24 protein-coding genes and 1 other annotated feature are annotated in these 26,937 nt (G+C 39.1%); of the genes, 21 read left to right on the top strand and 3 right to left on the bottom strand.

Annotated features, from left to right (window positions below):
* Positions 1 to 23: 23 nt before the first annotated feature.
* Together BAE31_RS12835 and BAE31_RS12830 are read right to left on the bottom strand one after the other, a co-directional pair.
* Positions 24 to 905 (bottom strand): ABC transporter ATP-binding protein, encoded by an 882-nt coding sequence (locus BAE31_RS12835; RefSeq protein WP_076840602.1) that lies wholly within the window; start codon positions 903 to 905, stop codon positions 24 to 26.
* The gene (locus tag BAE31_RS12830) at positions 906 to 1,595 is read right to left on the bottom strand and encodes an ABC transporter permease subunit (RefSeq protein WP_025093692.1); all 690 of its coding nucleotides are present in this window, start codon (positions 1,593 to 1,595) and stop codon (positions 906 to 908) included.
* A 192-nt stretch (positions 1,596 to 1,787) separates the two neighbouring features.
* Positions 1,788 to 2,058: a binding site (T-box leader), on the top strand.
* Between the two features lie 111 nt (positions 2,059 to 2,169).
* Here BAE31_RS12830 and BAE31_RS12825 point away from each other — a divergent pair.
* The 20 genes from BAE31_RS12825 to BAE31_RS12730 all read left to right on the top strand — a co-directional run bounded on the left by BAE31_RS12825 (position 2,170) and on the right by BAE31_RS12730 (position 23,521).
* On the top strand, positions 2,170 to 3,030 hold the full coding sequence (locus BAE31_RS12825; protein WP_024424021.1) for an SAM hydrolase/SAM-dependent halogenase family protein: 861 nt from the start codon (positions 2,170 to 2,172) through the stop codon (positions 3,028 to 3,030).
* A 14-nt stretch (positions 3,031 to 3,044) separates the two neighbouring features.
* Entirely contained in the window at positions 3,045 to 3,602 is a 558-nt protein-coding gene (locus BAE31_RS12820; RefSeq protein WP_024424020.1) for an ECF-type riboflavin transporter substrate-binding protein, read from the top strand.
* A gap of 19 nt (positions 3,603 to 3,621) precedes the next feature.
* Positions 3,622 to 5,337: an ABC transporter ATP-binding protein gene (locus BAE31_RS12815; RefSeq protein WP_076840601.1), complete on the top strand. Its 1,716-nt coding sequence runs from the start codon at positions 3,622 to 3,624 to the stop codon at positions 5,335 to 5,337.
* Positions 5,328 to 6,155, top strand: coding sequence for an energy-coupling factor transporter transmembrane component T family protein (locus BAE31_RS12810; RefSeq protein WP_075621389.1), 828 nt, complete (start codon positions 5,328 to 5,330; stop codon positions 6,153 to 6,155). The genes BAE31_RS12815 and BAE31_RS12810 overlap by 10 nt, the downstream gene beginning before the upstream one ends.
* 165 nt (positions 6,156 to 6,320) lie before the next feature.
* Entirely contained in the window at positions 6,321 to 6,491 is a 171-nt protein-coding gene (locus tag BAE31_RS12805; protein WP_065215011.1) for a CxxH/CxxC protein, read from the top strand.
* Between the two features lie 80 nt (positions 6,492 to 6,571).
* A complete protein-coding gene (gene rlmH, locus BAE31_RS12800) occupies positions 6,572 to 7,051 on the top strand; it encodes a 23S rRNA (pseudouridine(1915)-N(3))-methyltransferase RlmH (protein WP_003214880.1) in 480 nt (159 codons plus the stop codon).
* Between the two features lie 146 nt (positions 7,052 to 7,197).
* Positions 7,198 to 8,676 carry an ATP-binding protein gene (locus BAE31_RS12795; protein WP_076840600.1) on the top strand — a complete coding sequence of 493 codons (1,479 nt, stop codon included), beginning with the start codon at positions 7,198 to 7,200 and terminating at the stop codon, positions 8,674 to 8,676.
* Positions 8,663 to 11,308: a Z1 domain-containing protein gene (locus BAE31_RS12790; RefSeq protein ID WP_076840599.1), complete on the top strand. Its 2,646-nt coding sequence runs from the start codon at positions 8,663 to 8,665 to the stop codon at positions 11,306 to 11,308. Before BAE31_RS12795 ends, BAE31_RS12790 begins: the two co-directional genes overlap by 14 nt.
* 18 nt (positions 11,309 to 11,326) lie before the next feature.
* Complete coding sequence (locus BAE31_RS12785) at positions 11,327 to 12,352, top strand: PD-(D/E)XK motif protein (protein ID WP_076840598.1); 1,026 nt, start codon at positions 11,327 to 11,329, stop codon at positions 12,350 to 12,352.
* 3 nt (positions 12,353 to 12,355) lie between these two features.
* Positions 12,356 to 14,167, top strand: a complete 1,812-nt coding sequence (locus BAE31_RS12780) for an AIPR family protein (protein WP_076840597.1) — start codon at positions 12,356 to 12,358, stop codon at positions 14,165 to 14,167.
* Positions 14,168 to 14,597: 430 nt separating this feature from the next.
* Positions 14,598 to 16,361 carry a DNA cytosine methyltransferase gene (locus BAE31_RS12775; RefSeq protein WP_076840596.1) on the top strand — a complete coding sequence of 588 codons (1,764 nt, stop codon included), beginning with the start codon at positions 14,598 to 14,600 and terminating at the stop codon, positions 16,359 to 16,361.
* A 132-nt stretch (positions 16,362 to 16,493) separates the two neighbouring features.
* A complete protein-coding gene (locus BAE31_RS12770) occupies positions 16,494 to 17,216 on the top strand; it encodes an MBL fold metallo-hydrolase (RefSeq protein WP_076840595.1) in 723 nt (240 codons plus the stop codon).
* Between the two features lie 581 nt (positions 17,217 to 17,797).
* Positions 17,798 to 18,100 (top strand): ArsR/SmtB family transcription factor, encoded by a 303-nt coding sequence (locus BAE31_RS12765; RefSeq protein ID WP_025093701.1) that lies wholly within the window; start codon positions 17,798 to 17,800, stop codon positions 18,098 to 18,100.
* A gap of 137 nt (positions 18,101 to 18,237) precedes the next feature.
* A complete protein-coding gene (locus BAE31_RS12760) occupies positions 18,238 to 19,404 on the top strand; it encodes an MFS transporter (protein WP_076840594.1) in 1,167 nt (388 codons plus the stop codon).
* 71 nt (positions 19,405 to 19,475) lie between these two features.
* Positions 19,476 to 20,324, top strand: a complete 849-nt coding sequence (locus BAE31_RS12755; protein ID WP_076840593.1) for an MBL fold metallo-hydrolase — start codon at positions 19,476 to 19,478, stop codon at positions 20,322 to 20,324.
* Positions 20,325 to 20,499: 175 nt separating this feature from the next.
* On the top strand, positions 20,500 to 21,090 hold the full coding sequence (locus BAE31_RS12750; RefSeq protein WP_076840592.1) for a Crp/Fnr family transcriptional regulator: 591 nt from the start codon (positions 20,500 to 20,502) through the stop codon (positions 21,088 to 21,090).
* A 70-nt stretch (positions 21,091 to 21,160) separates the two neighbouring features.
* Positions 21,161 to 21,502, top strand: a complete 342-nt coding sequence (locus tag BAE31_RS12745) for a darcynin family protein (RefSeq protein ID WP_076840640.1) — start codon at positions 21,161 to 21,163, stop codon at positions 21,500 to 21,502.
* Between the two features lie 105 nt (positions 21,503 to 21,607).
* Positions 21,608 to 22,114: an LURP-one-related/scramblase family protein gene (locus BAE31_RS12740; protein ID WP_076840591.1), complete on the top strand. Its 507-nt coding sequence runs from the start codon at positions 21,608 to 21,610 to the stop codon at positions 22,112 to 22,114.
* Positions 22,115 to 22,129: 15 nt separating this feature from the next.
* Positions 22,130 to 22,636 (top strand): hypothetical protein, encoded by a 507-nt coding sequence (locus BAE31_RS12735; protein WP_076840590.1) that lies wholly within the window; start codon positions 22,130 to 22,132, stop codon positions 22,634 to 22,636.
* A 9-nt stretch (positions 22,637 to 22,645) separates the two neighbouring features.
* The gene (locus tag BAE31_RS12730) at positions 22,646 to 23,521 is read left to right on the top strand and encodes a LysR family transcriptional regulator (protein WP_249895866.1); all 876 of its coding nucleotides are present in this window, start codon (positions 22,646 to 22,648) and stop codon (positions 23,519 to 23,521) included.
* 40 nt (positions 23,522 to 23,561) lie between these two features.
* Here BAE31_RS12730 and BAE31_RS12725 read toward each other — a convergent pair whose 3' ends face one another.
* On the bottom strand, positions 23,562 to 24,458 hold the full coding sequence (locus BAE31_RS12725) for a PhzF family phenazine biosynthesis protein (RefSeq protein ID WP_076840589.1): 897 nt from the start codon (positions 24,456 to 24,458) through the stop codon (positions 23,562 to 23,564).
* 242 nt (positions 24,459 to 24,700) lie between these two features.
* Between BAE31_RS12725 and BAE31_RS12720 the strand changes: the two genes are divergently transcribed.
* Positions 24,701 to 26,884: a hypothetical protein gene (locus BAE31_RS12720; RefSeq protein WP_076840588.1), complete on the top strand. Its 2,184-nt coding sequence runs from the start codon at positions 24,701 to 24,703 to the stop codon at positions 26,882 to 26,884.
* The last annotated feature ends 53 nt before the right edge of the window (positions 26,885 to 26,937 follow it).

The following is a 26,937-nucleotide window of genomic DNA, read 5'->3' as shown; positions in this document are numbered from 1 at the left end:
TGCAGAAAGCGTACGGTACTTTTTTATGAGGACATCATGGCATCCTGAGCCGTGACTCTGTATAAATCGACTTTGCACTTCACGAAAGCGCGAATGATCGCTGGAACTTGAGCTTCTGAACGAATTAACAATGAGGTCTCGTCATCACTGATCACAAGATCTGTTCCGACAGTTTGTAGGTACTGCATGAGAACAGGTTTCACCTCATCATCAATCCATGCATGCTTGAAGGTTGCACGTATGTTTGAGGATGTGATGGTTTTCTCTTGAGGATGAGTATGTGGGGACACTAATTTTCCTTCAGAAATGAATGCAGTTTTGGTACAAATACTATTGGTGAACCTTGGGCGGTCAGCTGTTAAAAATACGGTTTTTCCTTCATCCTTTAATGCTTCAATGACCCGCTGAATGTGGAAAATCGAATCGGCATCAATATCGGCAAAAGGCTCGTCGAGTAAAATAAATTCCGGCTGATGGGCGATGGCCTGCGCCATTCCAAGCCGCTTTTTCATACCAGGTGTGAAGGCACCGACCTTCTCCTGATGATCGTGATGTAAGCCGACAAATTCGAGCAGTTCTTCATAATCACTCGTTTTCTGGCGTGTTCCGGTGATTTTTGATAAATAGGCAATATGCTCAAGAGCCGTAAGACCTTCATATAAATCCGTATATTCTGGCAGAACACCGATATGCTGTCTCACTTTTTTTAGCGAAGGCATATTCATCACTGTAAACGTACCAGAGGTAGGGCGGGAGATGCCGGTAATGATATTGAAAAACGTCGTCTTACCAGATCCCTTTGGTCCAATGAGTCCGAAGATATCGCCCTGATTGACATCAAGATTAATATGATCTATCGCGACTTTTGTACGATATTTTTTTGTGAGCCCTTTTGTATGAAGCATCTACACATCCCTCCTTTGAAACAGCAGTGCAGTTCCAATGAGTAAGATAACGGTCAATGCCGTGTTCATTAGGACGTAGGTCAGCGGTTCACTCCAACGCGCATAATAATAAGGCGTCATATATTGGAACCAATGAATCATTCGTTCTGAAGAAAGAACAGAAATCATACTGACGATTGGGAAAAGAAAGGAAAATAACATGCCGACAAACATTGATTTCTGCGGTGTTGGAAAGAGCATAGACAAAAATAAAGCACATGAGATACCGACACTGATAAAGGTTAAGATTTTTAAGGCATCTGAGAACAGAAAACGGTGTGAAATCACCATATTCAGCACATATGTCGTCATAATACAGCTAAGCCAAAACAGCATCAGTCCTAGATATTTCCCGATGATAATGTTCAAACGGGTTGTTTTACTGACGAGAAAACGAATGGTTTTCAAATGAATTTCGCGGCTTAAAATATCATGAGACAACAAAAAAATAAGGAAGAAACCAAATAAAGACATCACCAGTTCATTCCCAATAGAATAAGGATCCTTTGCCAGTTCCCATTTTTCCTGATGAGCAGCGATAAACGGAAGACTTGAAACAAAAGTAGATAAAATGAAAATAATAACAATTGTTAAAATAGATTTTGTGCTTTTGAAGAGCTGCTTAAACTCATTCATACAGATGGTCCACACACGCTGTACCTCCCTTCACCTTTATTATACCCCTAGAAAAGAAAGACACCATATCTCGCTCTTTAACATTTGTTTAAATTTCATAAAAAGAAGACTCTTCCAGCACCAGTTGACTCATTTTTAAAAATGTTCAGAAAAATATCTTGATTTATCAAAAAACATCATGTATGATAGCTTTAATTCAAGATAGTTATACAGGCAATGACGAGAGAAAGTACAATCATCAATTTTTTCACAGAGAGCTTCGGCAGCTGAAAAGAAGCAAAAATAATGATTCGAAAAATGGTCTCTGAGCCTCGTGCTGAACATATCTATGATATTAGTAGGTGACGACGAGAGTTGGTACTCGTTATCAAAACCACAGTATATGAGCCAGATTGGAGCTTTGTACTTGTAGAGGCTGTTTAGCGCGAGCAAACAGTAAATAAAGGTGGTACCACGAGACAAATACCTCGTCCTTATGATTCAAAGATAAGGATGGGGTATTTTTTATTGTCCACTTTTTTTCATACAATTGTTCAAATGTTCCACGTGAAACACCACATCCATTTTTTCAAATGAAAGGGAGATTGACATGAGTGAACATGCATTGGTTTTACAATCAGATTTCGGCATTGATGATGGAGCTGTCAGTGCAATGTACGGAGTGGCAAATACGGTCAGCAGCAGCATCCGCATTTTTGATTTAACACACAATATTCCGCAGTATGACATTTGGGAGGCATCTTATCGCCTGCTTCAAACCGTCACATACTGGCCGGAAGAGACGGTATTTGTTTCCGTCGTTGACCCGGGCGTTGGATCAGAGAGAAAAAGTCTTGTCGTCAAAACAACAAGCTCACACTATATCATTACCCCAGATAACGGGACACTCACGCACGTTGCCCAGGATATTGGCATTGTGGAAGCCCGTTATTTAGATGAAACCATTAACCGGCTGCCAAAGTCGGGAAAATCACATACATTCCATGGGAGAGATATTTACGCTTATACAGGGGCGAGAATTGCATCAGGTGTGATTTCTTTTGAAGAGGTTGGGCCAAAGGCGAATATTGATCATATTATCCATCTTCCAGTCGTACAGGCTTATGCGGAAGAAGATGTGATCACAGGGACGATTGATATTTTAGATGTGAGATTCGGAAACCTATGGACAAACATTCATCACACGTTATTTGAGCAGCTTTCAATTAATTACGGCGATGCAATAGAAGTTACCATTGCCAACGGGCCAAAAAATGTGTATAAAAATATCATGACCTATGGACGATCTTTTGCCGACTTAAAGGTAGGCGAACCACTCGTATATGTCAATTCACTCGACCATTTAGGCGTGGCGATCAATCAAGGGTCATTTGCAAAGGCTTATAACATCGGTACAGGCACAGGCTGGCGCCTTTCGATTCGCAAAGCTCCGCGCATTATATACGAATAAGAGGAGGATACATCATGGCAGGAAAACAACTTTCAACGAAAACTGTCGTTGCCATTGGAATTGGCGCAGCCGTCTTTGTGATTCTAGGACGATTCGTCTCCATTCCAACTGGTATTCCGAATACACAAATTGAAACCTCATACGCATTTCTAGCATTAATGGCCGTGCTATTTGGTCCTGTTGCGGGCGCACTGATTGGTTTTATTGGCCATCTCATTAAAGATGCGACCACATTTGGCCCTTGGTGGAGCTGGATTATTGTATCGGGTGTGGTTGGTTTATTGATCGGCTTTATTTCTAACCGTTTAAAAGTAGAAGAGGGAGACTTCGGCTGGAAGAAAATCACGCTCTTTAATGCCGTACAAGCAGGCGCACAGGCATTAGGCTGGTTTATCATTGCTCCTGTACTTGACATTGTGATCTATGCAGAACCTGCGAACAAAGTGTTTGTTCAAGGCATCGTGGCAGGGATTTCAAACATCATCACAGTTGGTGTACTAGGAACCATTATCATTGCAGCTTATGCGAAAACGAGAAGCAAAAGCGGCAGCCTATCGAAAGAAACATCATGAAGCAAGGTGGAACACATAAATGAAGAAACCGATGATTCAATTCGAACATTTCGGATTCAAGTATCGCAGTCAGGCAGAACCAACATTAAAGGATATCAACCTGACCATCTATGAAGGTGAAAAAGTTCTCATCGCAGGCCCGTCTGGATCGGGAAAAAGCACACTAGCCCATTGTATCAATGGGCTAGTTCCTGCGTCTTATAAAGGTTCTATGGAAGGAAGTCTTCACATCGGCGGAAAAAATGCAGAGAAAGAGAACATTTTCTCCCTCTCACAGCTTGTCGGAACGGTGCTTCAGGACCCCGATGGACAATTCATCGGGCTGACCGTTGGAGAGGACATCGCATTTACACTTGAAAATGATCAAGTCACACGCGAAGAAATGAACACACGTGTTAAGGAAGCAGCTAGATTAACAGAGATAGACGGCAAGCTGGCATCGTCCGTGCATGAGCTGTCAGGCGGGCAAAAACAACGTGTCGCCATTGCGGGTGTACTTGTCAATGATGTCGACATTCTGCTGTTTGATGAACCACTTGCAAGCCTAGACCCCGCAACAGGTAAAGAAGTCATCGACCTCATTGACCGGCTGCAAAAACAAACGAAAAAAACCATTGTGATGGTTGAGCACCGATTAGAAGACGCCCTCTTCCGTCATGTGGACCGTATTATCGTTGTCAATGAAGGAAAGATTGTAGCGGATATGACACCAGATGAATTGCTCGCCTCAAACGTATTAGAAGCGGCGTATTTGCGTGAGCCTTTATATGTGAAAGCGATGAAATATGCAGGTATTCCGGTTGAAACAGGAGATCAGATCGCTGATTTACAGCGTCTCACCTTAGATGATGAGGCAAAAGAGAAAATCGAACAGTGGATGGAAGCATCTGAGCCATCAGTAGAACAGATTGCAGCACAGGATTTACTAGAAGTGCGCGAGCTGAGTTTTGATTATCCAACAAGACCAAACACGCTGAGCAACATCTCTTTTACCGTCAAAAAAGGAGAAATGATCAGCATCGCAGGAGCCAATGGCGCAGGCAAGACGACATTATCTAAGGTGCTCTGTGCATTTGAAAAACCAACGAAAGGGTCCATTCTTTTAAATGGTGATGACATCACAGAAGATACGATCAAACAGCGCTCCGAACGAATCGGTATTGTTATGCAAAACCCAAATCAAATGATTTCAAAACAAATGATTTTTGATGAGGTGGCACTCGGTCTCGTTTTAAGAGGCGTAAAGGAAGACGAGATCAAGGAGCGTGTGGAGCGGGTTCTGAAAGTGTGTGGACTGTATCCATTTCGGAACTGGCCGGTCTCAGCCCTTAGCTTTGGACAGAAAAAACGCGTCACCATCGCATCAATTCTTGTATTAGAACCAGAAATCCTCATCCTAGACGAACCAACCGCAGGACAGGACTTTAAACATTACACAGAGATGATGACGTTTTTAGAGCAATTAAATCAACAGGGAGTCACGATCTTCATGATCACCCATGATATGCACTTGATGCTCGAATACACAACAAGAACCATTGTCATTTCAGATGGAGAAAAAATCGCAGATGATACACCAGCCAAAGTACTGACAAATCAACTGCTTGTCCAAAAGGCGAGTTTAAAGGAAACGTCGTTGTATGAACTGGCGCTGAAAGCAGATTGGCCGAATCCAAATGAACTCGTGGAACGCTTCATTGAGGTTGACAGAAAGGAACGAATGACATGGCTGTAGACATGCTGTCCTATATCGATCGCCCGTCACCGATTCACCGGCTGACAGGTGCAACCAAACTCATTTGCTTTATCCTCTGGTCATCCGCAGCGATGCTCACGTATGATACAGGCGTTTTAGTCTTTATGTTAGCCGCCAGTATCGTATTCTTTCAGATGTCGAACGTACGATTTCGTGATATTTCCTTCGTGGTGATCGTCCTGGCGATTTTCCTAGTGATCAATAACATCGCCATTTATATCTTTGCGCCCCAGCAAGGTGTCGCCATCTACGGAGCAAAGCACGAGCTATTTCATATTGCCGGCTGGTACAATGTCACACTTGAACAGCTTTTCTATCAATTGAACATTACGCTAAAATATGTGACCGTGATGCCAGCAGCGCTTTTATTTATTGTGACAACAAATCCAAGTGAATTCGCCTCATCTCTCAGCCGAATCGGTGTCAGCTACCGGATTTCGTATGCTGTAGCGATTGCTCTGCGCTATATTCCGGACATTCAGCGGGATTTTCGAACGATCGCCATTTCTCAGCAAGCAAGAGGGATTGATTTATCGAAGAATGAAAAGCTGGGAAAACGAATCAAAAATGCGCTGTCGATTGTGATGCCGCTGATTTTTTCCAGCCTAGAGCGGATTGAAACGATCAGCAATGCGATGGAGCTGCGCGGGTTTGGGAAGCATAAAAAACGCACATGGTTTACGGCGAAAGACTTTCAAAAAGCAGATTATGCTGCATTATTGTTTGTTGGTGTGGTGCTGATCGTGTCGCTAGTGATTACATTTGTTAGAGGAACGAGATTTTATAATCCGTTTTGATAGAAGGAAGCCTTCACAGGAGTGGAGGCTTTCTTTGTTTGGTTTGTGGATAAAAGGAGGAGGGAATGGTAAAAGACTATTAACATGTGAATAAATCGGTTATATTGAACAATGAGCGAAACACTTGTGAATAACCAGAGAACATATTGGAGGAATAAGAAACTTATGAACAAAACATTTTATGCGTGTGCAGAACACATAGAAACCGTATTAGACATGTACATAGATGATCACGAAACGCCGCCGGAATTCAGAAAAATCGAACATACACACAGTTTATCCACAACCTGTGAATTGTGCGATGAACCTGCAATATATATAGTGGGGAACGAATGATCGGACACAAAATACACAAATTTTATCCACAATTGTTGATAACTTATATGAATAACTTGTTCTTAAGGTGGGGATGACCTGTGAATATATCAATTATCACAGTAGGAAAATTAAAAGAGAAATATTTAAAGCAAGGCATAGCCGAATACACAAAACGATTACAAGCCTATGCGAAAATCGAGATCATTGAACTCGCGGACGAAAAAGCACCCGAGAATCTCAGTGATCAAGACATGAAAATCATCAAAGACAAAGAAGGCGAACGCATCCTAAGCAAAATCAACCCAGACGCCCACGTCATCGCCCTCGCCATTGAAGGAAAGATGAAAAGTTCCGAAGAATTAGCCGATACAATAGATAAGCTGGCAACATACGGAAAAAGCAAAGTATGTTTCGTCATAGGCGGATCCCTTGGCTTAAGCGACGCCGTCATGCAGCGTGCGAATGAGAAGTTATCGTTTTCGAGGATGACGTTCCCGCATCAGTTGATGAGGCTGGTGTTGGTGGAGCAGATTTATCGGGCGTTTCGGATTGTGCGGGGGGAGCCTTATCATAAGTAGAGAGGTATTTACCATTTAATAAAACCTAATAAGAAACCTTTGTTTTATCTATCTGTAAACTTAAGTACAAACTATTATCTACACTTTATTCTACTAATTATTTGCTATAATTATGATGAATATTGTTTTGAAACGAGGTTTTATAGATGAATACAGTTCTGACAAGACCATCAGCAGCGCCTGTGATTCAGGCGCTTCGTTCTATTGGATATAACGCTAGCACAGCTATTGCTGATCTTGTAGATAACAGTCTCGATGCTAAGGCATCAACTATTAAAATTAATTTTACTTATAACGATACAGATGGAATGATTACCATAAAAGATAATGGTTTCGGTATGACTGAAGATATGCTTCAAATTGCCATGAGTATTGGTTCTAAAGACCCAAGAGAGCATAGAAGAGCAAACGAACTCGGTCGTTTTGGAATGGGGTTAAAAACGGCTTCTTTTTCACTTGGGAAGCGGTTGAGTGTTTTGACAAAAAAAGATGGAGTATATTATGAGAGATGCTGGGATCTTGATCATGTATCGGAATGTAATGAATGGCAGCTTTTTACCAGAATTCCTGAAGAAATCAAATTGAAAATGGGTGAAATAAAGGAAGAAAACGGCACAGTCGTCTGTATAGATAAACTTGACCGTTTTATGGGAGTCGGACGAAAGCGCAGATTAAAGGAAACAAGCTTCTACAATAAAGTTTCCCGTATTAATAGACACCTGGAATTTGTCTTTCACTCTATACTAGAGGAAAAAGAAGTAAGCCTCTTTATTAACGGTAAAGTGATAGATCCGTGGGATCCCTTTATGAGGAGTCATTCAAATACACTGGAAGGAGAAATGCAGATTCTTAAAATTAATGATAATAGAATTAAAGTACAGTATTTTATTTTGCCTCATGCATCCAATCTAACAGAATCTGAATATAAGAAGGCTGGCGGTTATAAAGGCTGGCGTGATCACCAGGGGTTATATATCTATAGAGAAAATCGTCTTCTATATTTTGGTGATTGGATGGGGTTGTTTCCAAAGGATGCAGCTTCACAGCTGGCCAGGGTTCGCATCGATCTTCCGAATTCAGCTGATTCAGAATGGCAGGTTGATATAAAAAAATCGGGCATTAATTTGCCTGAAGACGCTAAAAGAAGACTTGAATCCATTTCATCCATTGCACGAAAAGTTTCAAGGGATATGTTTTATTTCCGGACACAGTCTGGTCCTAGAAATCCTTCTGTTAAGGGAAGTCTAAATACATGGGAGCAGTCAGGAAAAGATGATGGTCCTCAATTTATTTTAAATCGGAATCATCCGATTCTTTCTGAGTTGCTTAAAAATTTGGATGATGAACATGTAAAACTCTTAAACTTATACTTGAAATTTGTACAGCTTGGCTCGCCAAGCAATATTATTGATGCTCCTAAGGTTCCAGAAGAAGAAGTGCAAAAGGTTTCAGACAGCAAGAAAGAATTGGTAGTCCAATTTGCTTCTTCTATGATGCAGTTGAATGTTGCTGAAAACGAAGAACAGCTTTTGAATATTTTGTTAACGCAGCCTGCATTTGATGAATTAAACCGTGCAACTTTAAAAGTAATTTTATTGGAGGCGAATTTGAATGTCAGCAATTGATTTGAAAGATTTTTTTGAACAGAACTTTTCAAATACATATTATTACCTAAAAACAGTTTATAAAAATCAGGAAGAGGCAGCTGAAAAAGCCTTGGAATCAGCAAGAGGATTAGCGTCGGCGGAGAGCCATATTGACGAGCCAACATTTCAAAGGTGGTCACTTGAAATGTACATAAAGTACAAAATTGGTTTGGAAGTTCCAAAGGATTATGTAATGAGAGAATCCAAAGAAAAAAGCTGGTTTGAGCCTAAGATGGTAGCTAGCGGATTTTTCTGGTCCAGGTACCGTAGATATCTCTCCAGTTCGAAAAACTGGCCTTTTGAGGCAGTTACTGCAATAGATGAAACAACGAATCAGATAATGGCATCTATAGGAAATCCAAGCTCGATGGACCCATTCGATAAACGTGGGCTTGTATTAGGTTACGTTCAGTCAGGTAAAACAGCTAATTTCACTGGCTTAATCAATAAAGCTTTTGATGTCGGCTATATGCTAATAATTGTGCTGTCAGGTATTCATAATGATTTAAGAACTCAGACACAGATCCGTCTGAATGAAGAGGTGATCGGAAATCGAACAGACAAAGATGGAAATCCAATAGGGGTTGCCCAAATAAGCGCAAACACGGCTGATCATATCATTTCTTCTTGGACAACAGAAGACCATGATATCAAATCAAGCCAAAGGGGTACTAGTAACCTAAATTCACCAACATTAATGGTTGTTAAGAAAAATAAAACTGTACTAGAGTCGCTTCGAGACCAGTTAATTTATCATCGGGATATATATAATTTGGATATTCCCGTCTTAATTGTTGATGACGAAGCAGATCAGGCATCCGTTGACACTTCCAACCCTGATAAAAATGAAGATCCGAAAACGATCAATCGTTTGATCAGGCAAATTCTTGAAATTTTTAGTCGGAAGGCTTTTGTCGGATATACTGCAACACCTTTTGCAAATCTTCTAATCAGCAATGAAGGAAGTACAAATGAAGAAGGCGATGACCTGTATCCAAAAGATTTCCTTGTCGGCCTACCAAAGCCGAAGGAATATTGCGGACCTGAGGAATATTTTAATGTGGAAGAGGACGCTGAAGATACTCGCCCAAGTCTGATCCGCCATTTGCGTCAAGAAGACCTTGATGTATTTACAAAAATTAAAAAGAAATCTGACGCAAATAAATTCGAAGAAGTTCCTCCTCAAATGCGTGAAGCAATACTTGAATTCCTCCTTGTGATTGCTATCCGCAATCTGAGAGGACAAAGAAATAAGCATAATTCAATGCTCATACATACTTCTCGCTTTAAAGATGTCCAGTCAAGTGTAAAAGACGCAGTGGCGCGGGCATTTGATGCTATATCAAAGCAACTACAGTATAATCCAGAAAGCACTGTGATTGCAGAGCTACAAGACCTTTATGAAAATGATATTCTCCCAACAAGTAAAGATTGGCCTAATGAAAATCATCCAGAATTCAGCTGGAATGAAGTATATAAAGAATTGATGAATTGCTGTGAAAGTATCCAAGTTTTTGAGATAAATGGTAACAGTCGGGATGCATTAGACTACCATCAATATAAAGAAGAAGGGTTAAATGTCATTGCTGTTGGTGGAGACAAATTATCCAGAGGATTAACACTAGAAGGCTTAAGTATCACCTATTATTTCCGTAATACGCTTATGTACGACACTCTCATGCAGATGGGGCGCTGGTTTGGCTATAGAAGGGGTTATATGGATATCTGCCGCATTTATACTTCTAATGAGATTGCTTCAAATTTTGAACATCTGTCTATTGCGATGATTCAACTTCGACAGGAATTTGACCGTCTGGCTGCAATGAAGAAGACACCTTCTGAATATGCAATAAAAATGCTCAGCCATCCAACAATGAAGCTTACAAGTCCTTTGAAAATGAGAAATGCAGTTTCTTCAAATGTCATTTATGCTGGTACCCTACAACAGACAAGACTATTTGATCCAAGTGAAGATGTAATGAAAGGAAACATGGATGCGACTGTTAAGCTCGTTAATATACTTCCTTTAACAAAGACAACATACAAAAAGACCAACTTCTACTCGGCATCTGGTGTGAACGCAGAACACATAAAGGGATTTCTGTCAGAATATCGAACGGCTGACAGTAATATTGTAAATTCTGCACTAATTGCTGACTATATTGATAGAGTGAACAAAGAGGGCGAGTTATTAAATTGGACAGTTTCAATTGTAGAAGGTCAGTTTAAATCTGCTAATGGTCTATCAGAATACCCGGTTGAATTAGGGAAAATCAGTTTGAAATCTGCTTCTGCACTTGGGAATAAAGTCAAAGCGCCTGATAGCAAGTATCAAATTAGAGACATTGGGGCTATTGTGTCTCCAAATCATGAGGACATGGATTTGGACTTCGATAAAATTAAAGAACTTAAAGAGCGTAAAGATAAACGAGGAGTGCGTTCAAAGAAAAATGGCCTAATGTTAATATATCCTTTGCATCCAGAAGTTCCTATCTTTAAGAGTTTAGATGTGAAATTCTCCTCGAAACTAGTGCCAATTGGAATTGCGTTTTCTTTCCCTGCGACGGAAATCGAAGAGAAAGGCATCTACCAGACAAATAAAACGATATAATTTTTAAGGAGAGTATTTGTGTTGAACCTAAAATTAGAATTTGAGGAATTGATACAAGAACTTAGGGGCAAGGATGATAGTGAAGTTTACAAATTAAATGTCTTGACTTATGAGAATCCAATTATGTTTGCAGGAATTGATCCTGCTAATCATCATAGGCAGCTGTACATTGATTTGGGGCCAGGAGGATGGGACGAAGACCAGGAAAAAGCATTGCCTAAATGGAGGGGAATGTCCGTTAAGGTGGAATACTTTGAAAAACTATCCCTCTTAAAGGAACATTATTTTCTTGTTATCCGACAAGAGGATGAACAAAGCCCAGAAATCTTTGAACTTGTTCTGCAGAATCTCGCTGATCATCTGGCAGTAGCTGAAGAAGAAGGCTCTCTCTTTTCAACAGTCTATAAAGTACTTGATCGATGGAGGACTTTCTTTCAGCGCGGAGGATTTAAGCGGCTTTCAGAAGAGCAACAGCGTGGGTTGTTTGGGGAATTATGGTTTATTAATGAATGGCTGGAAAAGCATCCTGGCCAGCCGCCTCTTATAATCGAGCATTGGGAAGGACCAACGAAAGGTCGCATTGATTTTAAGGGGACTAGATGCGGAATTGAGATCAAGACAATTATTGAAAAATTATCAAAAACGATTAAAATATCAAATGAAAACCAGCTAAAGCTGAATGAAGCCGTATCTTCAATTTATCTCTATGTATGTTTTCTAGAGCAAAGCCGAACACATGGACTTTCTCTTCAAGAGCTGGCAGGACAGGTTCGTGTCAAGCTTGCAGAAAGATCTGAAAGAATTGCACTCATTTTTAGCGATTTATTGACTGATCTGGGGTTTAGAGAAGAAGAATATGAAGATGTACTGTATTTTATGGAAAAGACAGAGGTGTATGAGGCTGGTGAAAATTTTCCCCGCTTAATAAAGGAGCATCTGCCAAAAGGAATTTCACATGTAAGCTATAATATTGATTTGACTCATTGTTCAGCACATGAGAAGCAGCTGGAAACCATATATCAATTGTTTAGAGTGGAAGGATAAAAGATGATAGAAACAAGACAAAGAAAAGAATTCCTGCTCGATTTTACAGAAGAGTTAGAAGAAAAAGCAATAAAATCTGGTAGTTACCAGGTTCCTTTCCTGGAAAAAATGATTTCTTTTATGGATAGACCAGATGAACCTGAAATTCTGTTACCTCCTTTTAAGGATTCTGGAAAAAACATTGCCGTAAATGCCTATTCTTATGATGATGAGAATCAAGTATTAGATGTTTACGTTGTTGATTATAACTTTGAGCAGAATGAAGAAGATTTGCTTTCTATCAACATGACTGCTGTTACTGAAATAGCCAATAGGGCAAAACGCTTTATTACAAATTCAAAGAATCTCCTTCAGACGATTGATCATTCTTTGGAAGCTCATGATCTTGCTAAAATCATTGATGAAGTATTGAATAGTTTAAATGAGATTAATATTTTTGTTATCACAAACATGTATTATACTTCCAATAAGCCTGTAGAAATAACCATCCCTGGAATTGAGACGGTTAATGTTCAAGTATGGGATATCGATCGAGTTCAGCAACTGATCACTTCTGAGCAAGCTATTGAAACAGACTACATTAATTTTGAACAGGACTACGGTGAAACATTTGAAATGATGTTTGTCCCTGGCCCTTCAAGTGGTGTGAAGGATTTTGAATGTTATATAGGTTATATTTCAGCTGAGTTACTAGCTAAAGCTTATGATGAATGGGGGCAAAAGCTTGTTGAGCGAAATGTACGTTCATTCCTTCAAGCGAGGGGCGGAACCAACAAAGGCATTCGCGATACATTAAAGGACCCTTTTCAGCGTAAAATGTTTGTTGCATATAACAATGGTATATCAACAGTTGCTCGTACTGGTGACTTTGAACCAGTAAAAGACGGGGTAAACCAATTTAAGATTAAGGGATTAAGTGGCTGGCAGATTGTCAACGGAGGTCAAACGACAGCTTCTATTCATAAAGCCTACAAGGATGGTATCAGTCTGAAGGATGTCTATGTTCAGGCAAAACTTACAATCCTACAGGTGAATGAATTTGTTGAAAGGGATCAGCACCAGATCGAAGATGAGATGATTTCACGCATATCACAGTATGCTAATACACAAAACAAGATTAATAAATCAGATTTATTAGCCAATACACGTTTCATGTCTGACCTCGAAAAATTTTCAAGAAATATCTGGATTCCTGGAATAGAGGGCAGAAGATCCGAAAGCAAATGGTACTTTGAACGTGCCAGAGGGCAGTATATGGTTGATATAAACAGACGCAATAGAGGCAAAGAACAGACCGACTTTAAGAAGCAATATCCGAAAAATAAAGTCCTCACAAAAGTTGATTTGGCTAAATATTTCATGTCATGGGAAGGCTATCCTCACGTTTCTAGTAAAGGAGGGGAAGAAGCTTTTAAAAAATTCATGGAGTTGAATAAGAGCTTCTGGAGCGGTAATACCCTAGATAAGATAACATTATCTGTCTATCAAAAACTAATTGCCCGAGCTATAATTAATCTTAGGGTAAAGAAAATTGTTGATGAAATGAAGCTAAGAGGTTACAAAGCAAACGTCCTTTATTATACAACTGCAATGCTTCATCAAATATATAGTGAACAGATAGATTTAGTTGAAGTATGGGAAAAACAATCCCTTTCCGAAAAATGGGATGATATTATTCGAATAATCGCAGAAAAGACATTGTCCTACCTTAGGGAATCTGCGGGAGAGCGAAACGTTACACAATGGGCGAAGCAAGAAGCATGCTGGATTCAGTACAAAGAAACCTGCGCACAGGAATTAAAAAACTTAATTTAATCTTATCACCCTAATCCTTTGACAGAGATTCAGGGTGTTTTTAATTTAAGGGCATATAGTGTTTTATATACGATGCAATATGATTAACGGAGTGTTGAAGTCCTGCATGAGTTCATGCTCCCAAATGCATATTAACTTCATTATATAGCAGTCTTTTTGATTCACTTCCTGATATCTGAAGACATTGCCAGAGAACTTTAGAGAGCATTTTCTGACATGGATAGGAGCGCTGTGGTTTTGTTATTCTTTGTGAGAAAAAATTGTCTAGTGTATATTCAGGAATCTTACTCGAGTACCCAACATTAAACCACTTGATATAAATATAATTATGATATAATTGAAAAGTTAATTAAAAAACAAATTTAGGAACTTATGTTCTTATCGAAAATATAGTATGAAAGACTACTTCTTAATGAAGTGAGGTTTTATAATGAAAAAATTTAAAGTAATGGATCTTTTTGCAGGGGCAGGCGGTCTCAGCAACGGCTTTGAACAGACAGGCAGGTTCGAAGTGAAAGTCGCTGTCGAAATTAATGAGAACGCACGTAAAACCTTCAAAATAAACCACCATAATGATGTCATTTTACATGAGGATATTACAAAACTTCAATATGCAGACGAAAATGGAAAAAAGATTGGTGAATTCTGTGATATTGATGTTGTGATCGGAGGACCGCCATGTCAAGGATTTTCCAATGCGAATCGGCAGCAGAATACCTTAATTTCTTCGAATAATAATCTTGTTAAGGAGTATTTGCGGGCGATTGAAGAAATTCGTCCTTTAGCTTTTGTGATGGAAAACGTGAAAAGTATGGAGTCAGAAAAGCATAAGTTTTTTTTGAGTGAAGGTGACGAAGTCGAACTTGTTAAGCTGGAAATCGAGCCTGTGGAAGAACATATTAAGATCGGCAGAAGGACATCTTATTCTGTTAACTTGAGAAATTTTCTTATGAATGCGTACGAACAGAGGACAGATTTAACACCTTTTATGATAAGTAATGAACTCTTTTCTAAATTAAATACACTTTTAAAACATGCTAAAAAGAAATCGCCCATTGATTTATTGCGTTTTATAGAAAAAGAGGCAAACTATAAATTTTTTATGAAGGTAATAAACAAGCAATGGCTTAGTCAGCATTGTGAATACTGGAATAGCCTATACCAATTAGATTGGACTGACCTGGGAGAAAAGCTGAAGAATCTTTTAGACAAAACAACTGAAGATTTCGCTTCATATACAGATAGTCTTGAAAACATCATTGAGGCTCAGAAGATAATACGCAAGATATCAGAAGTAATTGAAAATAAAGTTTTGTTATTCGATATAGAAGAAAATCATGACGATATTGAGATTATCATTAAATCATTTAATGTGTTTAATTATATTAAAAGAAAGTTTACCAGCTTGGGTTATGTATTAAATGAAAATAAGTATATTTTTAATGCTGCTCATTATGGAGTAGCGCAAGAAAGAAGCCGATTAGTTTTAATGGGAATCAAAGGTACTTGTTTAAAAACGGAAACAGTTAAAACGCCTGAGCCATTATTTCATAAAAAGAAAGAGTATAATAAAATCTATGATGCTATAGGTGATTTAGAAAACATTTCACCAGGTGTAAATGTTAAAGATGATGAACTAGATAAGTCGTCCCATCAACCGCTACTTAATAGTCCTCTTAATAATTATCTTAATAATATAGATAAGATTTACAACCATGTTAGAACTGAAACTGGTGAAGTAGCTCTAAAAAGGTTTAAGGCCCTTAAAGAAGGTCAGAATTTCCACAATCTGGATGATTCATTAAAGACAACCTACACAGATCATAGCAGAACACAAAATACGATTTACAGAAGACTTGCATATAATGAGCCTTCAGATACTGTACTTAATGCCAGAAAATCGATGTGGGTTCATCCTGTTATAGACAGAGCTATCAGTATTAGAGAAGCGGCTAGGCTACAATCATTCCAGGATTCATATAAATTCTGTGGATCAAAGGACTCACAGTATCAACAAATTGGAAATGCGGTTCCCCCATTGCTTGCTAGGGCTATTGCAGAGGGAATTTTGCAATCTTTAGGTGAGGAGGTTGAGGAGAATATTAGAGAAATACTTTTGTCTAATCGTGTTGTTGAAAATTCGTTAAAAGAATGTGCATTTTCTGAAGCGAAAAACTTGCGGGTAAAGGTCTGATAAATACTATAGCCTGTAAGCTTTATATAACCTATTTAATTTTAAAGTAAAAGCATAATTTAGAATTTAAATTAACTCTTTTGAAATAGCTTTGGAAAAAAATAAGATAAATCATAAGGTAGGTAGCACACCATGCACTCAATTAAAAAAATAGGTCAGAGTTTTTGGTACATCACACCATTATCACTCACCGACCGTCCCATCCTAGGCATGGTCGTGGGCAATAACAAAACCTTAATGATCGATGCTGGTAACTCGGAAGATCATGCCAAATACTTTAACAAAGAAACCTTAAAACACGAGAACGCCATGCCCGATCTAGTTCTCCTCACGCATTGGCATCATATTTTTGGTCTGCCGGCGCTGCCTGATACGGTTTCGATTGCTTCTGCAAAGACAAGAAAGGAGATGGAGAAGCTTGTTCCGTTTTCGTGGTCAGATGAGGCGATTGATGAGCGGGTGAGGGAAGGAACGGAGATTGAGTTTTGCGCGAAGGCGATAAAAGAAGAATATAAGAATCATCGAGATATTCAGGTGGTTTTACCGGATGTGACGTTTGACCGTCGGATAGAGATTGATCTTGGCGGGGTCACTTGTGTCGTGCAACATGTTGGAGGCGATCATGCGGCAGATTCAGTGGTCGTGTATGTGAAAGAAGAGAAAATCCTTTTTCTTGGTGATTGCATTTATCCGAAAATGTATGCCGAAAAAGTTCATTATACGGTGAAAGTAATATTGCGTCTTTTAGATGAGTTAGATGCTTTTGATGCCGAGAAAGAATATCAAAATGACGTGAACAGAGAACTGAAAGAAGATGAATTAGAAACCATTGATTACTTTGTAAATGGTTATTAAATAATCACTAAAAAAGTCTCATTTGAGTGATTTCTCTCAAACGGGACTTTTTTTGCATCACGGATGGTGAAACACTTATTTTTGGCATTGATAATAGAAACAATCCCAAGTAGGCTTAGTTTTCAGGACGTGTTTTCGTCCAAAAAAATCAAATCGCTTCATGCAATTGATGGTTCTAAAATGACAATTTTTCATTGTTTCTCCTTTCATTTTCACTTATATTGCCATTATAACTTGAGTGTTTGATGAGCTAATTTAAATGTAGTTCTAGAGATCTGCCAACATAAAATAATATTTTAAGAACCTTGGTAGATAATAGCCTCATTTAAGGGCATCACGGTGAGCCTTATCATAAGTTAGTGAGGGGTGAGAAGGCTAAATTTAGCTGTACAAGCAGCAAAAAAGTACTCAAATCCTTTTCCATCAAACATCTCCATTGCACCAGAATAGAAGATATAACCATCCCGCAAAAACCACGATTAAGCCTAAAGCGGCGAGAATAACCTAGGAAAATAGAAAGTTGTAAGGGATCTCAAACAAATCATGTTGACATATCGTTATTTATCGATATAATGGGGTGTATGGAGCCAATAGAAGTTTTCAAAGCCTTATCCAATGAATCCAGATTGCAAATTTTACAATGGTTAAAGGAACCTGATCGTCATTTTACACCCCATGAAGGGATTGATATGAATACTACAGGGGTATGTGTTAGTCAAATAACAGATAAATTGAAAATGACGCAATCAACAGCATCTCAATACCTTTCAATTTTATTACGAGCTGGATTAATTACGACAGAGCGTATAGGTAAATACACGTATTATAAAAGAGATGAAAATGCCATAAAAAAAATTGCTGAGATTCTAGAAAAAAATATTTAATAAATGAACTGAATTCATACATTAGAATTCAGTTTCATTTATTAAATACAAATCGACTTATCGTAATATGTTTTTTTGTCCATACATATTAACAATTCTAGATATGTAAATGTATTATATATAAGGAGTGATCTACATTGTCAAACACTGTAAAGATTTACATTTTAGCTATTGTAAGTTTTTTAGTTGGTACATCAGAGTATATCATCTCTGGTATTTTGGATAATATTTCTGAATCATTAGGGATTACGATAGCTGCAGCTGGCCAGTTAATTACGATTTTTTCTCTTGTGTATGCCATCTTCACCCCAGTATTAATGGCTTTAACATCGGGAATGAATAAACGCAAGTTAATGTTATTTTCACTTAGCGTTTTTATTCTAGGTAATATTCTGGCATTCGTCCTCCCTGGGTATCAATTATTTATTGTGTCAAGAATTATTATGGCTCTTGGAGCGGGGATGGTCGTAGTTACTGCATTAACAATTGCTGAAAAAATTGCACCAAAAGGTAAGCAAGGTACCGCTATTGCTACAGTAGTAATGGGATTTACAGCATCATTGATCATTGGAGTCCCACTGGGCAGAATGACTAGTGATTTCTTCGGTTGGAAAGCTGTATTTGGAGGAATAGCCTTACTTGGATTATTAGCCATGGTGATAATTTCTCTTACGATTCCAAAAATCCAAGGGGATAAACCTGTACCTTTAATTCAGCAACTTGCTCTTTTTAAAAAACCAAAAGTAGTGTTAGGATTAGCCATCACCTTTTTCTGGCTTGGTGGTTATTCAATTGCCTATACCTATCTATCCCCTTACCTTTTAAATATATCAGGTGTAAGCAGCAACTTGCTGAGTGGAGTTCTCCTCGTATTCGGAATTGCTAGTCTAGTTGGGTCAAAGTTTGGTGGATTTAGTACTGATCGATGGGGTGTGAATTTTACTCTGATTAGTGGAATGACATTACATGTCATCATGCTCATATTGCTCTCACTAGTTACGCATTCTTATGTTGGAGTATTGCTCATTTTAATATTATGGTCATTTGCTGCATGGTCTTCTGGCCCGACTCAACAATATCACTTAGCTACAATGGAGCCAGAGTCATCAGGTATACTATTAGGTCTCAATCAGTCAATGATGCAATTGGCGATGGCTACAGGTGCAGCTATTGGAGGTATCTTTGTAGAGAGGGTTTCTCTATCTTCCGTTACTTGGGTAGGGGCTTTAGGCGTTGCAATCGCGATCATTGTAACAATATTGGCTTCACGTGCTACTTCGAGTAATGAAATTCGATATACTTAATCATAAACAGTAGAACGATGGGAAAAAACGTGTTTCAATTTAAATATAATGACAGAAGGTAGGAAGCACCAATGCACTCAATTAAAAAAATAGGTCAGAGTTTTTGGTACATCACACCAGTATCACTTACCGACCGCCCCATCCTAGGCATGGTCGCAGGCAATAACAAAACCTTAATGATCGATGCTGGTAACTCGGAAGATCATGCCAAATACTTTATCAAAGAAACCTTAAAACACGAGAACGCCATGCCCGATCTAGTTCTCCTCACGCATTGGCATTGGGATCATATTTTTGGTCTGCCAGCGCTGTCTGATTCGGTTTCAATTGCTTCTGCACAGACAAGAAAGGAAATGGAGAAGCTTCTTCCATTTTCGTGGTCAGATGAGGCGATTGATGAGCGGGTGAGGGAAGGAACGGAGATTGAGTTTTGCGCGAAGGCCATCAAAGAAGAATATAAGAATCATCGAGATATTCAGGTGGTTTTACCGGATGTCACGTTTGACCGTCGGATGGAGATTGATCTTGGCGGGGTTACTTGTGTCGTGCAGCATGTTGGAGGCGATCATGCTGCTGATTCAGTGATCGTGTATGTGAAAGAAGAGAAAATCCTGTTTCTTGGTGATTGCATTTATCCGAAAATGTATGCCGAAAAAGTACATTACACGGTGAAAGAAATATTGCGTCTTTTAGATGAGTTAGATGCTTTTGATGCCGATACGTATATTCCTTCACACCAAAGACCGTGGACAAAAGAGGAGTTTCGTCAGGAAAGAGATAAGCTTCGAATGATTGCGAAACTCACTGATCAATGTGGTGGAGATCAGCAGAAAATCACGAAAGAATATCAAAATGACGTGAACAGAGAACTGAAAGAAGATGAATTAGAAACCATTGCTTACTTTGTAAATGGCTATTAAATAAACACTATAAAAAGTCTCATTTGAGTGATTTCCCTCAAACGAGACTTTTTTTGCATCACTTATTGTGACAGACTTATTTTTAGCATGAATCATAAAAAAATCCCAAGTAGGCTTGAGTGTTTTCTGATACAATTTTTTATCAAGTCTTCCTTTACTAGAGAGGTACTTACAGCTGGACAAAATAACTGACCCATACGACACTTTCAAAACCAAAATATCCAAGTATCCAATCGAACAAAATCATTGGCAAGCCTTCAAAGATGGAACAACGATTAAACAATTAAAAGCAGGTACATGCATAATCAAAGCTGGCGATCCGGTGAAGCATGCTTATTTCTGCATAACGGGGCTCTTCCGTCTCTTCTATTTGTTACCGGATGGAAGGGAGTACAACGTGGCTTTTACGTTGGAAGATGATTTTGCTACTTCTTATGCAAGTATGATCAACGGGCAGCCTTCTCCTTATTCGATTGAAGCGATGGAGGATTCTATCGTGATTGAAATTCCGTCTGATCTGCTTCAAATGTTGATGGACAGAAGTCATATGTGGGAGCGGTTTGTTCGGGTTAGTGTGGAAAGGCTGTATACGAGAAAGGAAGAGCGTGAGAGGGAACTGCTATATTTGCCAGCCATTGAGCGATATCAGGCGTTTTTATTGAAATATCCCGGGTTACATCAACGTATCGCTCAATATCATATTGCCTCATATATCGGTATTTCTCCGGTTTCGCTGAGCAGGCTGCTCCATCCTGCTGAACATTAACCTATGTTAATGCACATCCTCTAGAACTGACGTACAATCATCACATCATAGAAGAATCGGGGGTATGATGATGAAATATATGATGGTTGTTTTATTAGAGTTCTATCCATCTTGGCTTGCTTTACCACGAGAGGAGCGAAGAACCTATGCGGCATCGCTGCAAGAGTTGATGCAGAAATATAAAGAACATGTGACGGTGCGCTTTTTTGATGCTGAAGCTCTTCCAGGTAAAGATTACACAGATTTTGTGATGTGTGAAACGGATGACCTTAAGTTCTATCATTTTATGTGGGAAGAGATTAGAGATTCTATTCCTTACACAAGTGGTTATGTCAAAATTAAAGAGGTCATCATGGGAATGGAAAATGCTTTTCAAACATATGAAAAAGAATCTCTGAATATGGATCAGTAATCGAAAACCACCTGATAGCAGGTGGTTTTTTGTACATTCTATTTTTTGGTATAATCAGAGGTAATGTAAGAACGGATAAATTTTTGAACTGAATCGGAGGTACATATGAAACAGCTTTACATGAAGCAAAAAGTATTTAGTCTAAGCGGCAGGTTTACGGTAAAGGATCAGCAGGAGAACGATGTGTATGTGGTCGAAGGCAGCTTTATGAAGATGCCGAAGACGTTTACCATTTTGAATACAGAACGAGATGAAATCGCTGTGATTACGAAGAAAATGTTTAGCTTTCTACCGAAGTTTTTAGTAGAAGTTGATGGTCAAGAGGTATTGACGATTAAAAAAGAGTTTACGTTCTTTAAAGCCAAATATTCAATTGATGCTGCTGGGATTGAAGTGCAAGGTAACTGGTGGGATATGAATTTCCAAGTGCTGCAGAACGGCGAAGTGATCGGTCAGGTGAAGAAGGAATGGTTTACTTGGGGTGATAGCTATAAGGTTGATATTTTGAAAGAAGAAATGGAGCCTGTGATGATTGCGCTCGTTGTTGCGATTGATTGTGTGAAGGCTGATGAAGCAGCGTCTAGGTCTTCGTCGTCGGCAACGACGAATTAATTGGAGGTTTAAAAATTGGACAACCTCACTCGCATTATAAGATTAAGAGATGCAGAATTATGGGAGTATGAATTTCTCGATAAAAAAGAAATCATTATTTATTTCTCCATTACAGATTTAAATAGAAAAGCAACGACCCATGATAACCCGCTAGCTATCCGAGAAGAATTAGATGAAAGAGATAATTATATTTCAATTGATGTCCATAGTAATCTGGATCTCAAAAAAACGCTTGAAGAAGATACATTTGATGATTTTATCACCACGATCTCATCTTTAGTAGAGCATATGCACGATTTTCACAATGCTCATGTTTATACTAATATGCACGTTCATGAAAAAATGAACTTAACAGATTTTCAGTTGGAGAAAGATGAAGATTTGCATGGTGATGAAAAAGAACAGCTCTATACATTTAAACGTTTATGGATTCAGCAGGTATGCTTTCAAATGATAGAACAACATTTAAATCGAAAAATCAAAGAAATATCTAAAAGTAGATTTTGCCAAGATCTAATATGAGCTTGTGAGGTGAGCACACTGATCACATTCCAATACAAAGTATTTCTAACAGTCGTCGAATGCGGCAGTTTTACAAAAGCCGGGGAGAAGCTTGGGCTGACGCAGTCTGGGGTAAGTCATAATATTGCGAAGCTTGAGTCGGAATTAGGGATTGTGCTGCTTCGGCGGAATCGAAACGGGCTTTCGTTAACGGACGCAGGTGAGCGGGTGATGCCGCATATCCGGCAAATCATGCATCATGCGGCATTGCTTGAGCAGGAGGCGGCGCTGATTCAAGGGATGGAAGTAGGGAGCATCAAGATTGGGACATTCCCCAGTTTTTCTTCAAATGTCCTTCCACGCCTTATTCATCGCTTTACGCAAAGCTATCCGCATATCAAGCTGGAGTTATATGAAGGCGGTTATGAGGAGATTGAGGAATGGATCGCTTCAGATACGGTTGATGTTGGTTTTTTAACGCAGTCATCGAGGGAATTTGAGACCGTTCCACTTTTTCAGGATGAATTGGTGGTGCTGATACAAGAGAATCATCGCTTACATACGGAAAAAGTGATTGAAGTGGACTCGCTACATGATGAAGCCTTTATCATGCCGAAAGCGGGCTGTGACATACTCGTTAAGAAGCTGTTAAAACAAAGAGGCGGGGTGAAGCCTCATGTTTTGTTTGAAATTGAAGACAACAATACGCTCATTTCTATGGTTCAAGAAGGGCTTGGGGTCACGATCATTCCAAAATTGGTTTTGCCACCGCACATACCTCATACGAAAGTTATTCCACTGGAGACGAGCGTCTTTCGTGAGGTCAATCTGGCGCTCAAATCATTCAAAGCAGCTTCCCCATCGGCCAAAAGATGGATCGAAACGGTCAAAACTCATTTTAAATAGAATCAGCTTGAACAGGATGTCTCCCATTCAAGCTGATGTGTTATAAAGTTAACACGCCGCGGATAGTGATGACAGCTGCGCCTGCCACTTTGATCACCGGCTTTGATTCATTCGGAATGACTGTGATACGAAGCAAGCCAGGTCTGCCGATGGCATCCCCTTGGGCAATGTTCAGGTGAGTGATTTCTTGCTGAGAAATGATACCCTCCAAATAAAGATATCCAGACAACGCCCCATTTGCTGCCCCCGTCACAGGATCTTCGGGTATACCAATCCCAGGTGCAAAATCCCTCGTATAAAGATCGCATTCTTTTGAGGGGTGGAACGTATAAAGGTGGGTTGTCGAGATGCCATGCTCTTTATTCATTCTAGCTAAAGCCGCTAAGTTTGGTGCCGCTTGATCAATGTCCTGTTGGTCCTTCATCGGAACAAGAAGATGCCAGTTACCGGTGTTTGCTAATTTGATAGGATAGGATGAATCAATGCGGTCACTGCTCACACCAAGCATGTCACTAAGCTCTTCTAAATCGATGACAAAATCTCGTGTCTTCGGTGTCACCTGCGTCATTTCCACATCAACGACCTTGCCATTTTCTTCATGCCATACAACAGGAACATTGCCGATCTTTGTTTCTAACACAACCCCTGATCTCTCTTTAGCCAGCCCTAGCTCCGTCGCCAGAAGCCAAGTCAATCCAACAGTCGCATGCCCGCAGAAATTGACCTCTTCCGTCGGGGTGAAGTATTTGACACGATAATCGGCTTCCTGATCATGGGCGGGCAGTAAGAAGACGGATTCCGGTAAATTCAACTCCTTGGCGATGCTCTGCATGTCATCTTCTGTTAAAAATTCACCATCCAACACCACCCCAGCGGCATTTCCTCCAAATTTCTCAGTTGTAAACGCATCGACGTGGTACACCCTAATGTCTCTCATCTGACGAACCCTCCTATACACTCTTGTTACGTTAATCATAAGTTTGTTTGATGCATTCGTAAAATGAATCTTTTTGATGGTTTAAATCGGAAGTGTTCATGTAAGAGAGGAGGGTTCACTGTACCTATTAAATTGGTATTTTGATAAGTCTTTAGTCATGTTAATAACTCTTGTATCTACATTAGATGAAATGTATAATATTTGTATATAAAAACATTAATAGGAAAAGTGAGGATATATTTATGAAAATGGTCCTGAAATTAGTAGCTTCTATTCTATGTGTGATGATGTTGAGTTTTCATATACAAGAAAGTGTGAGTGCCACAGAGGGTGGAACGAAAACAACGGTTGATCGTTACCAATATGGTGATAATTATCTGACAGGTAAAACAGCGCCAAACGCAATCGTTGCATTCGCAGATTGGGGTGTTCCGAGTAACTGGAAATCTAAATATATGCACTACGCAAAAGCAGATAGTGATGGAAACTTTAAGTTGTTTTCTTGGAACTTTAGTTCAGGCCAAACGTTTGAGTTAGATACATATGACCAAAATGGAACAATGCTTTCTTCAAACAAAGTGTATGTTTTCAAGGAATCTTTCAGCTCATTAGATCCGATATATGATACTTCTCAGGAGTTAACTGGGAAAACTGTGAAGAACACAAAAGTAGAGGTCATGAAAGATGGCAAAGTGATTGCCACAGGCACATTCAATGATGCCATTCATTTAAAGCTGCCTGCCCTAAATGCAGGTACATTCCTAACAGTGAAAATGACGACTGGTAGCAATATCGACATTTACAAAAAAATTGTAAATCCTAAGAAAATCTCACTTATTCCTACGACAAAATGGTCTAAATCAGTGAAAGGCCAAACGGGAATTCCTTATGCAAAGATCGTCTTTAAAAATCAAAAATCAAGTGACATCATTCAATCAATTACTGCAGATGGTGATGGCAACTTTGAATTGAGTTTGGACAAAAACACAATAAAATCATTAAATCAAAGTAAATTTCAAGTATTGGAACCCTCTTATGATAATGCTTTGTATGAGACCACTTTCCAACTGAGATCAACCACTCCAACTATTGATCCATTTACTCAGCTTTCAACTTCAGTGGGCGGAACTGCAACTCCTAAAAGTATGATCAATATTTTAGATGGAGAGGGAAGAGTCATTGGGGAAGGTCAGACAGACTCTAATGGCGTCTATGATGTTCCTGTTACAAAGTTAATCGGTGGTGACTTAATTACAGTCAAGTCGTTCATGGCTGATAATCCGAGTGAAACGGATCAATCTCAGGAAGATGTACAGAAAGTTTTTGTGGAAGAAATCGATGATTCAAGTGATACCATTAATGGCATGAGTACGTTTGGCGATCAAGCTATTGTAGAAGTGCAATCTGATTCAGCGAATAACACAATAAAAGCAATGTCGAAACTCAGCGCTAGCACAACGAAAAAGAAATTTGGACCATTCAATATTACGCCGGGCAAAGATTTTAAATTGAAAACGGGAAAATTACAACAAGGGTCTAAAGTAACAATCACGTTGCAAAGTGGAAAGAGAAAGGTTTCCCTCCCAGCTTTCACCGTCAAAAAAGTCGTCACATCTCCACTTGCAGCATCCCAAGTGAAGGTGACGAACAACAAAGGGAAAAATGATACGGTGACGATAAAAGGAATCAAAAAGAAATCAGTCATCAAAATATTTAAACAAGCCTCTGGCGGTAAAGCGATTGCCCAGCAGACTGCTTCAAGTTCGAACATGGCAATTTCCCTCAAACAATTGGGCCAAACTAGTGGAATGCTTTATATCAGTATAAAAGAGCCTGGTTTAAAAGAGGGAAATCGAGTACCAATTCGTTATCAGGGTGAAAAGTCAGACGTTTTAAAAGCCAGCCAAGTCAAAATCAATAATCTTAAAAATAAAAATGACATCATTACAGTCAGTAAATTGAAGAAAAAAGATGTGATTAAAGTCTACTCAGCAGGCGGGAAATTACTAACCACATCAAAACCAGCTAACAGTTCATCCATCAAATTGTACGTCAAACAAGTAGGAACTAAGAGCGGTAAAGTGTTTGTCACGCGCAAGAGCGATAAGATGCTGGAAAGCGGAAAGCAAGCTATTTCTTTTAAAGGTGAGCCGTCTGCTTCGTTAAAAAGCAACCAAATCAACATCGTGAACAATAAAAAGAAAAAAGACGTGGTCACGGTCAGTAAACTAACAAATCAAGATGTTGTTAAAATCTATCATTCTTCAGGAAAGCTTATTGGGAAGTCAACAGCTACTAAAGGCAAAGTTGTAAAAGTCACTTTCAAACAACTAGGCGCTAAGGGAGGAAAACTATACTTCACCGTGACTGGGAAAGGCATGTCTGAAAGCAGTAAAACGGTAAAGGCGTTTAAAGCTGAAAAGTAGAGTTTAATCTTACAATTTTAAAAAAATCGTCATTCATTCTAGGATGACGATTT

The sequence above is a fragment of the Bacillus sp. I-2 genome (assembly GCF_001974945.1).
Lineage (GTDB): Bacteria > Bacillota > Bacilli > Bacillales > Bacillaceae > Bacillus > Bacillus safensis.
This window is presented reverse-complemented; position numbering and strand designations above follow the sequence as displayed.

What these genes read in the sequence shown, in the direction of transcription:
- BAE31_RS12765 (WP_025093701.1), top strand. Translation starts at nt 17,798, where the DNA reads ATGGAGCCAATAGAAGTTTTCAAAGCCTTATCCAATGAATCCAGATTG.
- BAE31_RS12720 (WP_076840588.1), top strand. Translation starts at nt 24,701, where the DNA reads ATGAAAATGGTCCTGAAATTAGTAGCTTCTATTCTATGTGTGATGATG.
- BAE31_RS12740 (WP_076840591.1), top strand. Translation starts at nt 21,608, where the DNA reads ATGAAACAGCTTTACATGAAGCAAAAAGTATTTAGTCTAAGCGGCAGG.
- BAE31_RS12775 (WP_076840596.1), top strand. Translation starts at nt 14,598, where the DNA reads ATGAAAAAATTTAAAGTAATGGATCTTTTTGCAGGGGCAGGCGGTCTC.
- BAE31_RS12825 (WP_024424021.1), top strand. Translation starts at nt 2,170, where the DNA reads ATGAGTGAACATGCATTGGTTTTACAATCAGATTTCGGCATTGATGAT.
- BAE31_RS12795 (WP_076840600.1), top strand. Translation starts at nt 7,198, where the DNA reads ATGAATACAGTTCTGACAAGACCATCAGCAGCGCCTGTGATTCAGGCG.
- BAE31_RS12790 (WP_076840599.1), top strand. Translation starts at nt 8,663, where the DNA reads ATGTCAGCAATTGATTTGAAAGATTTTTTTGAACAGAACTTTTCAAAT.
- BAE31_RS12780 (WP_076840597.1), top strand. Translation starts at nt 12,356, where the DNA reads ATGATAGAAACAAGACAAAGAAAAGAATTCCTGCTCGATTTTACAGAA.
- BAE31_RS12815 (WP_076840601.1), top strand. Translation starts at nt 3,622, where the DNA reads ATGAAGAAACCGATGATTCAATTCGAACATTTCGGATTCAAGTATCGC.
- BAE31_RS12725 (WP_076840589.1), bottom strand. Translation starts at nt 24,458, where the DNA reads ATGAGAGACATTAGGGTGTACCACGTCGATGCGTTTACAACTGAGAAA.
- BAE31_RS12770 (WP_076840595.1), top strand. Translation starts at nt 16,494, where the DNA reads ATGCACTCAATTAAAAAAATAGGTCAGAGTTTTTGGTACATCACACCA.
- BAE31_RS12805 (WP_065215011.1), top strand. Translation starts at nt 6,321, where the DNA reads ATGAACAAAACATTTTATGCGTGTGCAGAACACATAGAAACCGTATTA.
- BAE31_RS12755 (WP_076840593.1), top strand. Translation starts at nt 19,476, where the DNA reads ATGCACTCAATTAAAAAAATAGGTCAGAGTTTTTGGTACATCACACCA.
- BAE31_RS12820 (WP_024424020.1), top strand. Translation starts at nt 3,045, where the DNA reads ATGGCAGGAAAACAACTTTCAACGAAAACTGTCGTTGCCATTGGAATT.
- BAE31_RS12835 (WP_076840602.1), bottom strand. Translation starts at nt 905, where the DNA reads ATGCTTCATACAAAAGGGCTCACAAAAAAATATCGTACAAAAGTCGCG.
- BAE31_RS12810 (WP_075621389.1), top strand. Translation starts at nt 5,328, where the DNA reads ATGGCTGTAGACATGCTGTCCTATATCGATCGCCCGTCACCGATTCAC.
- BAE31_RS12745 (WP_076840640.1), top strand. Translation starts at nt 21,161, where the DNA reads ATGAAATATATGATGGTTGTTTTATTAGAGTTCTATCCATCTTGGCTT.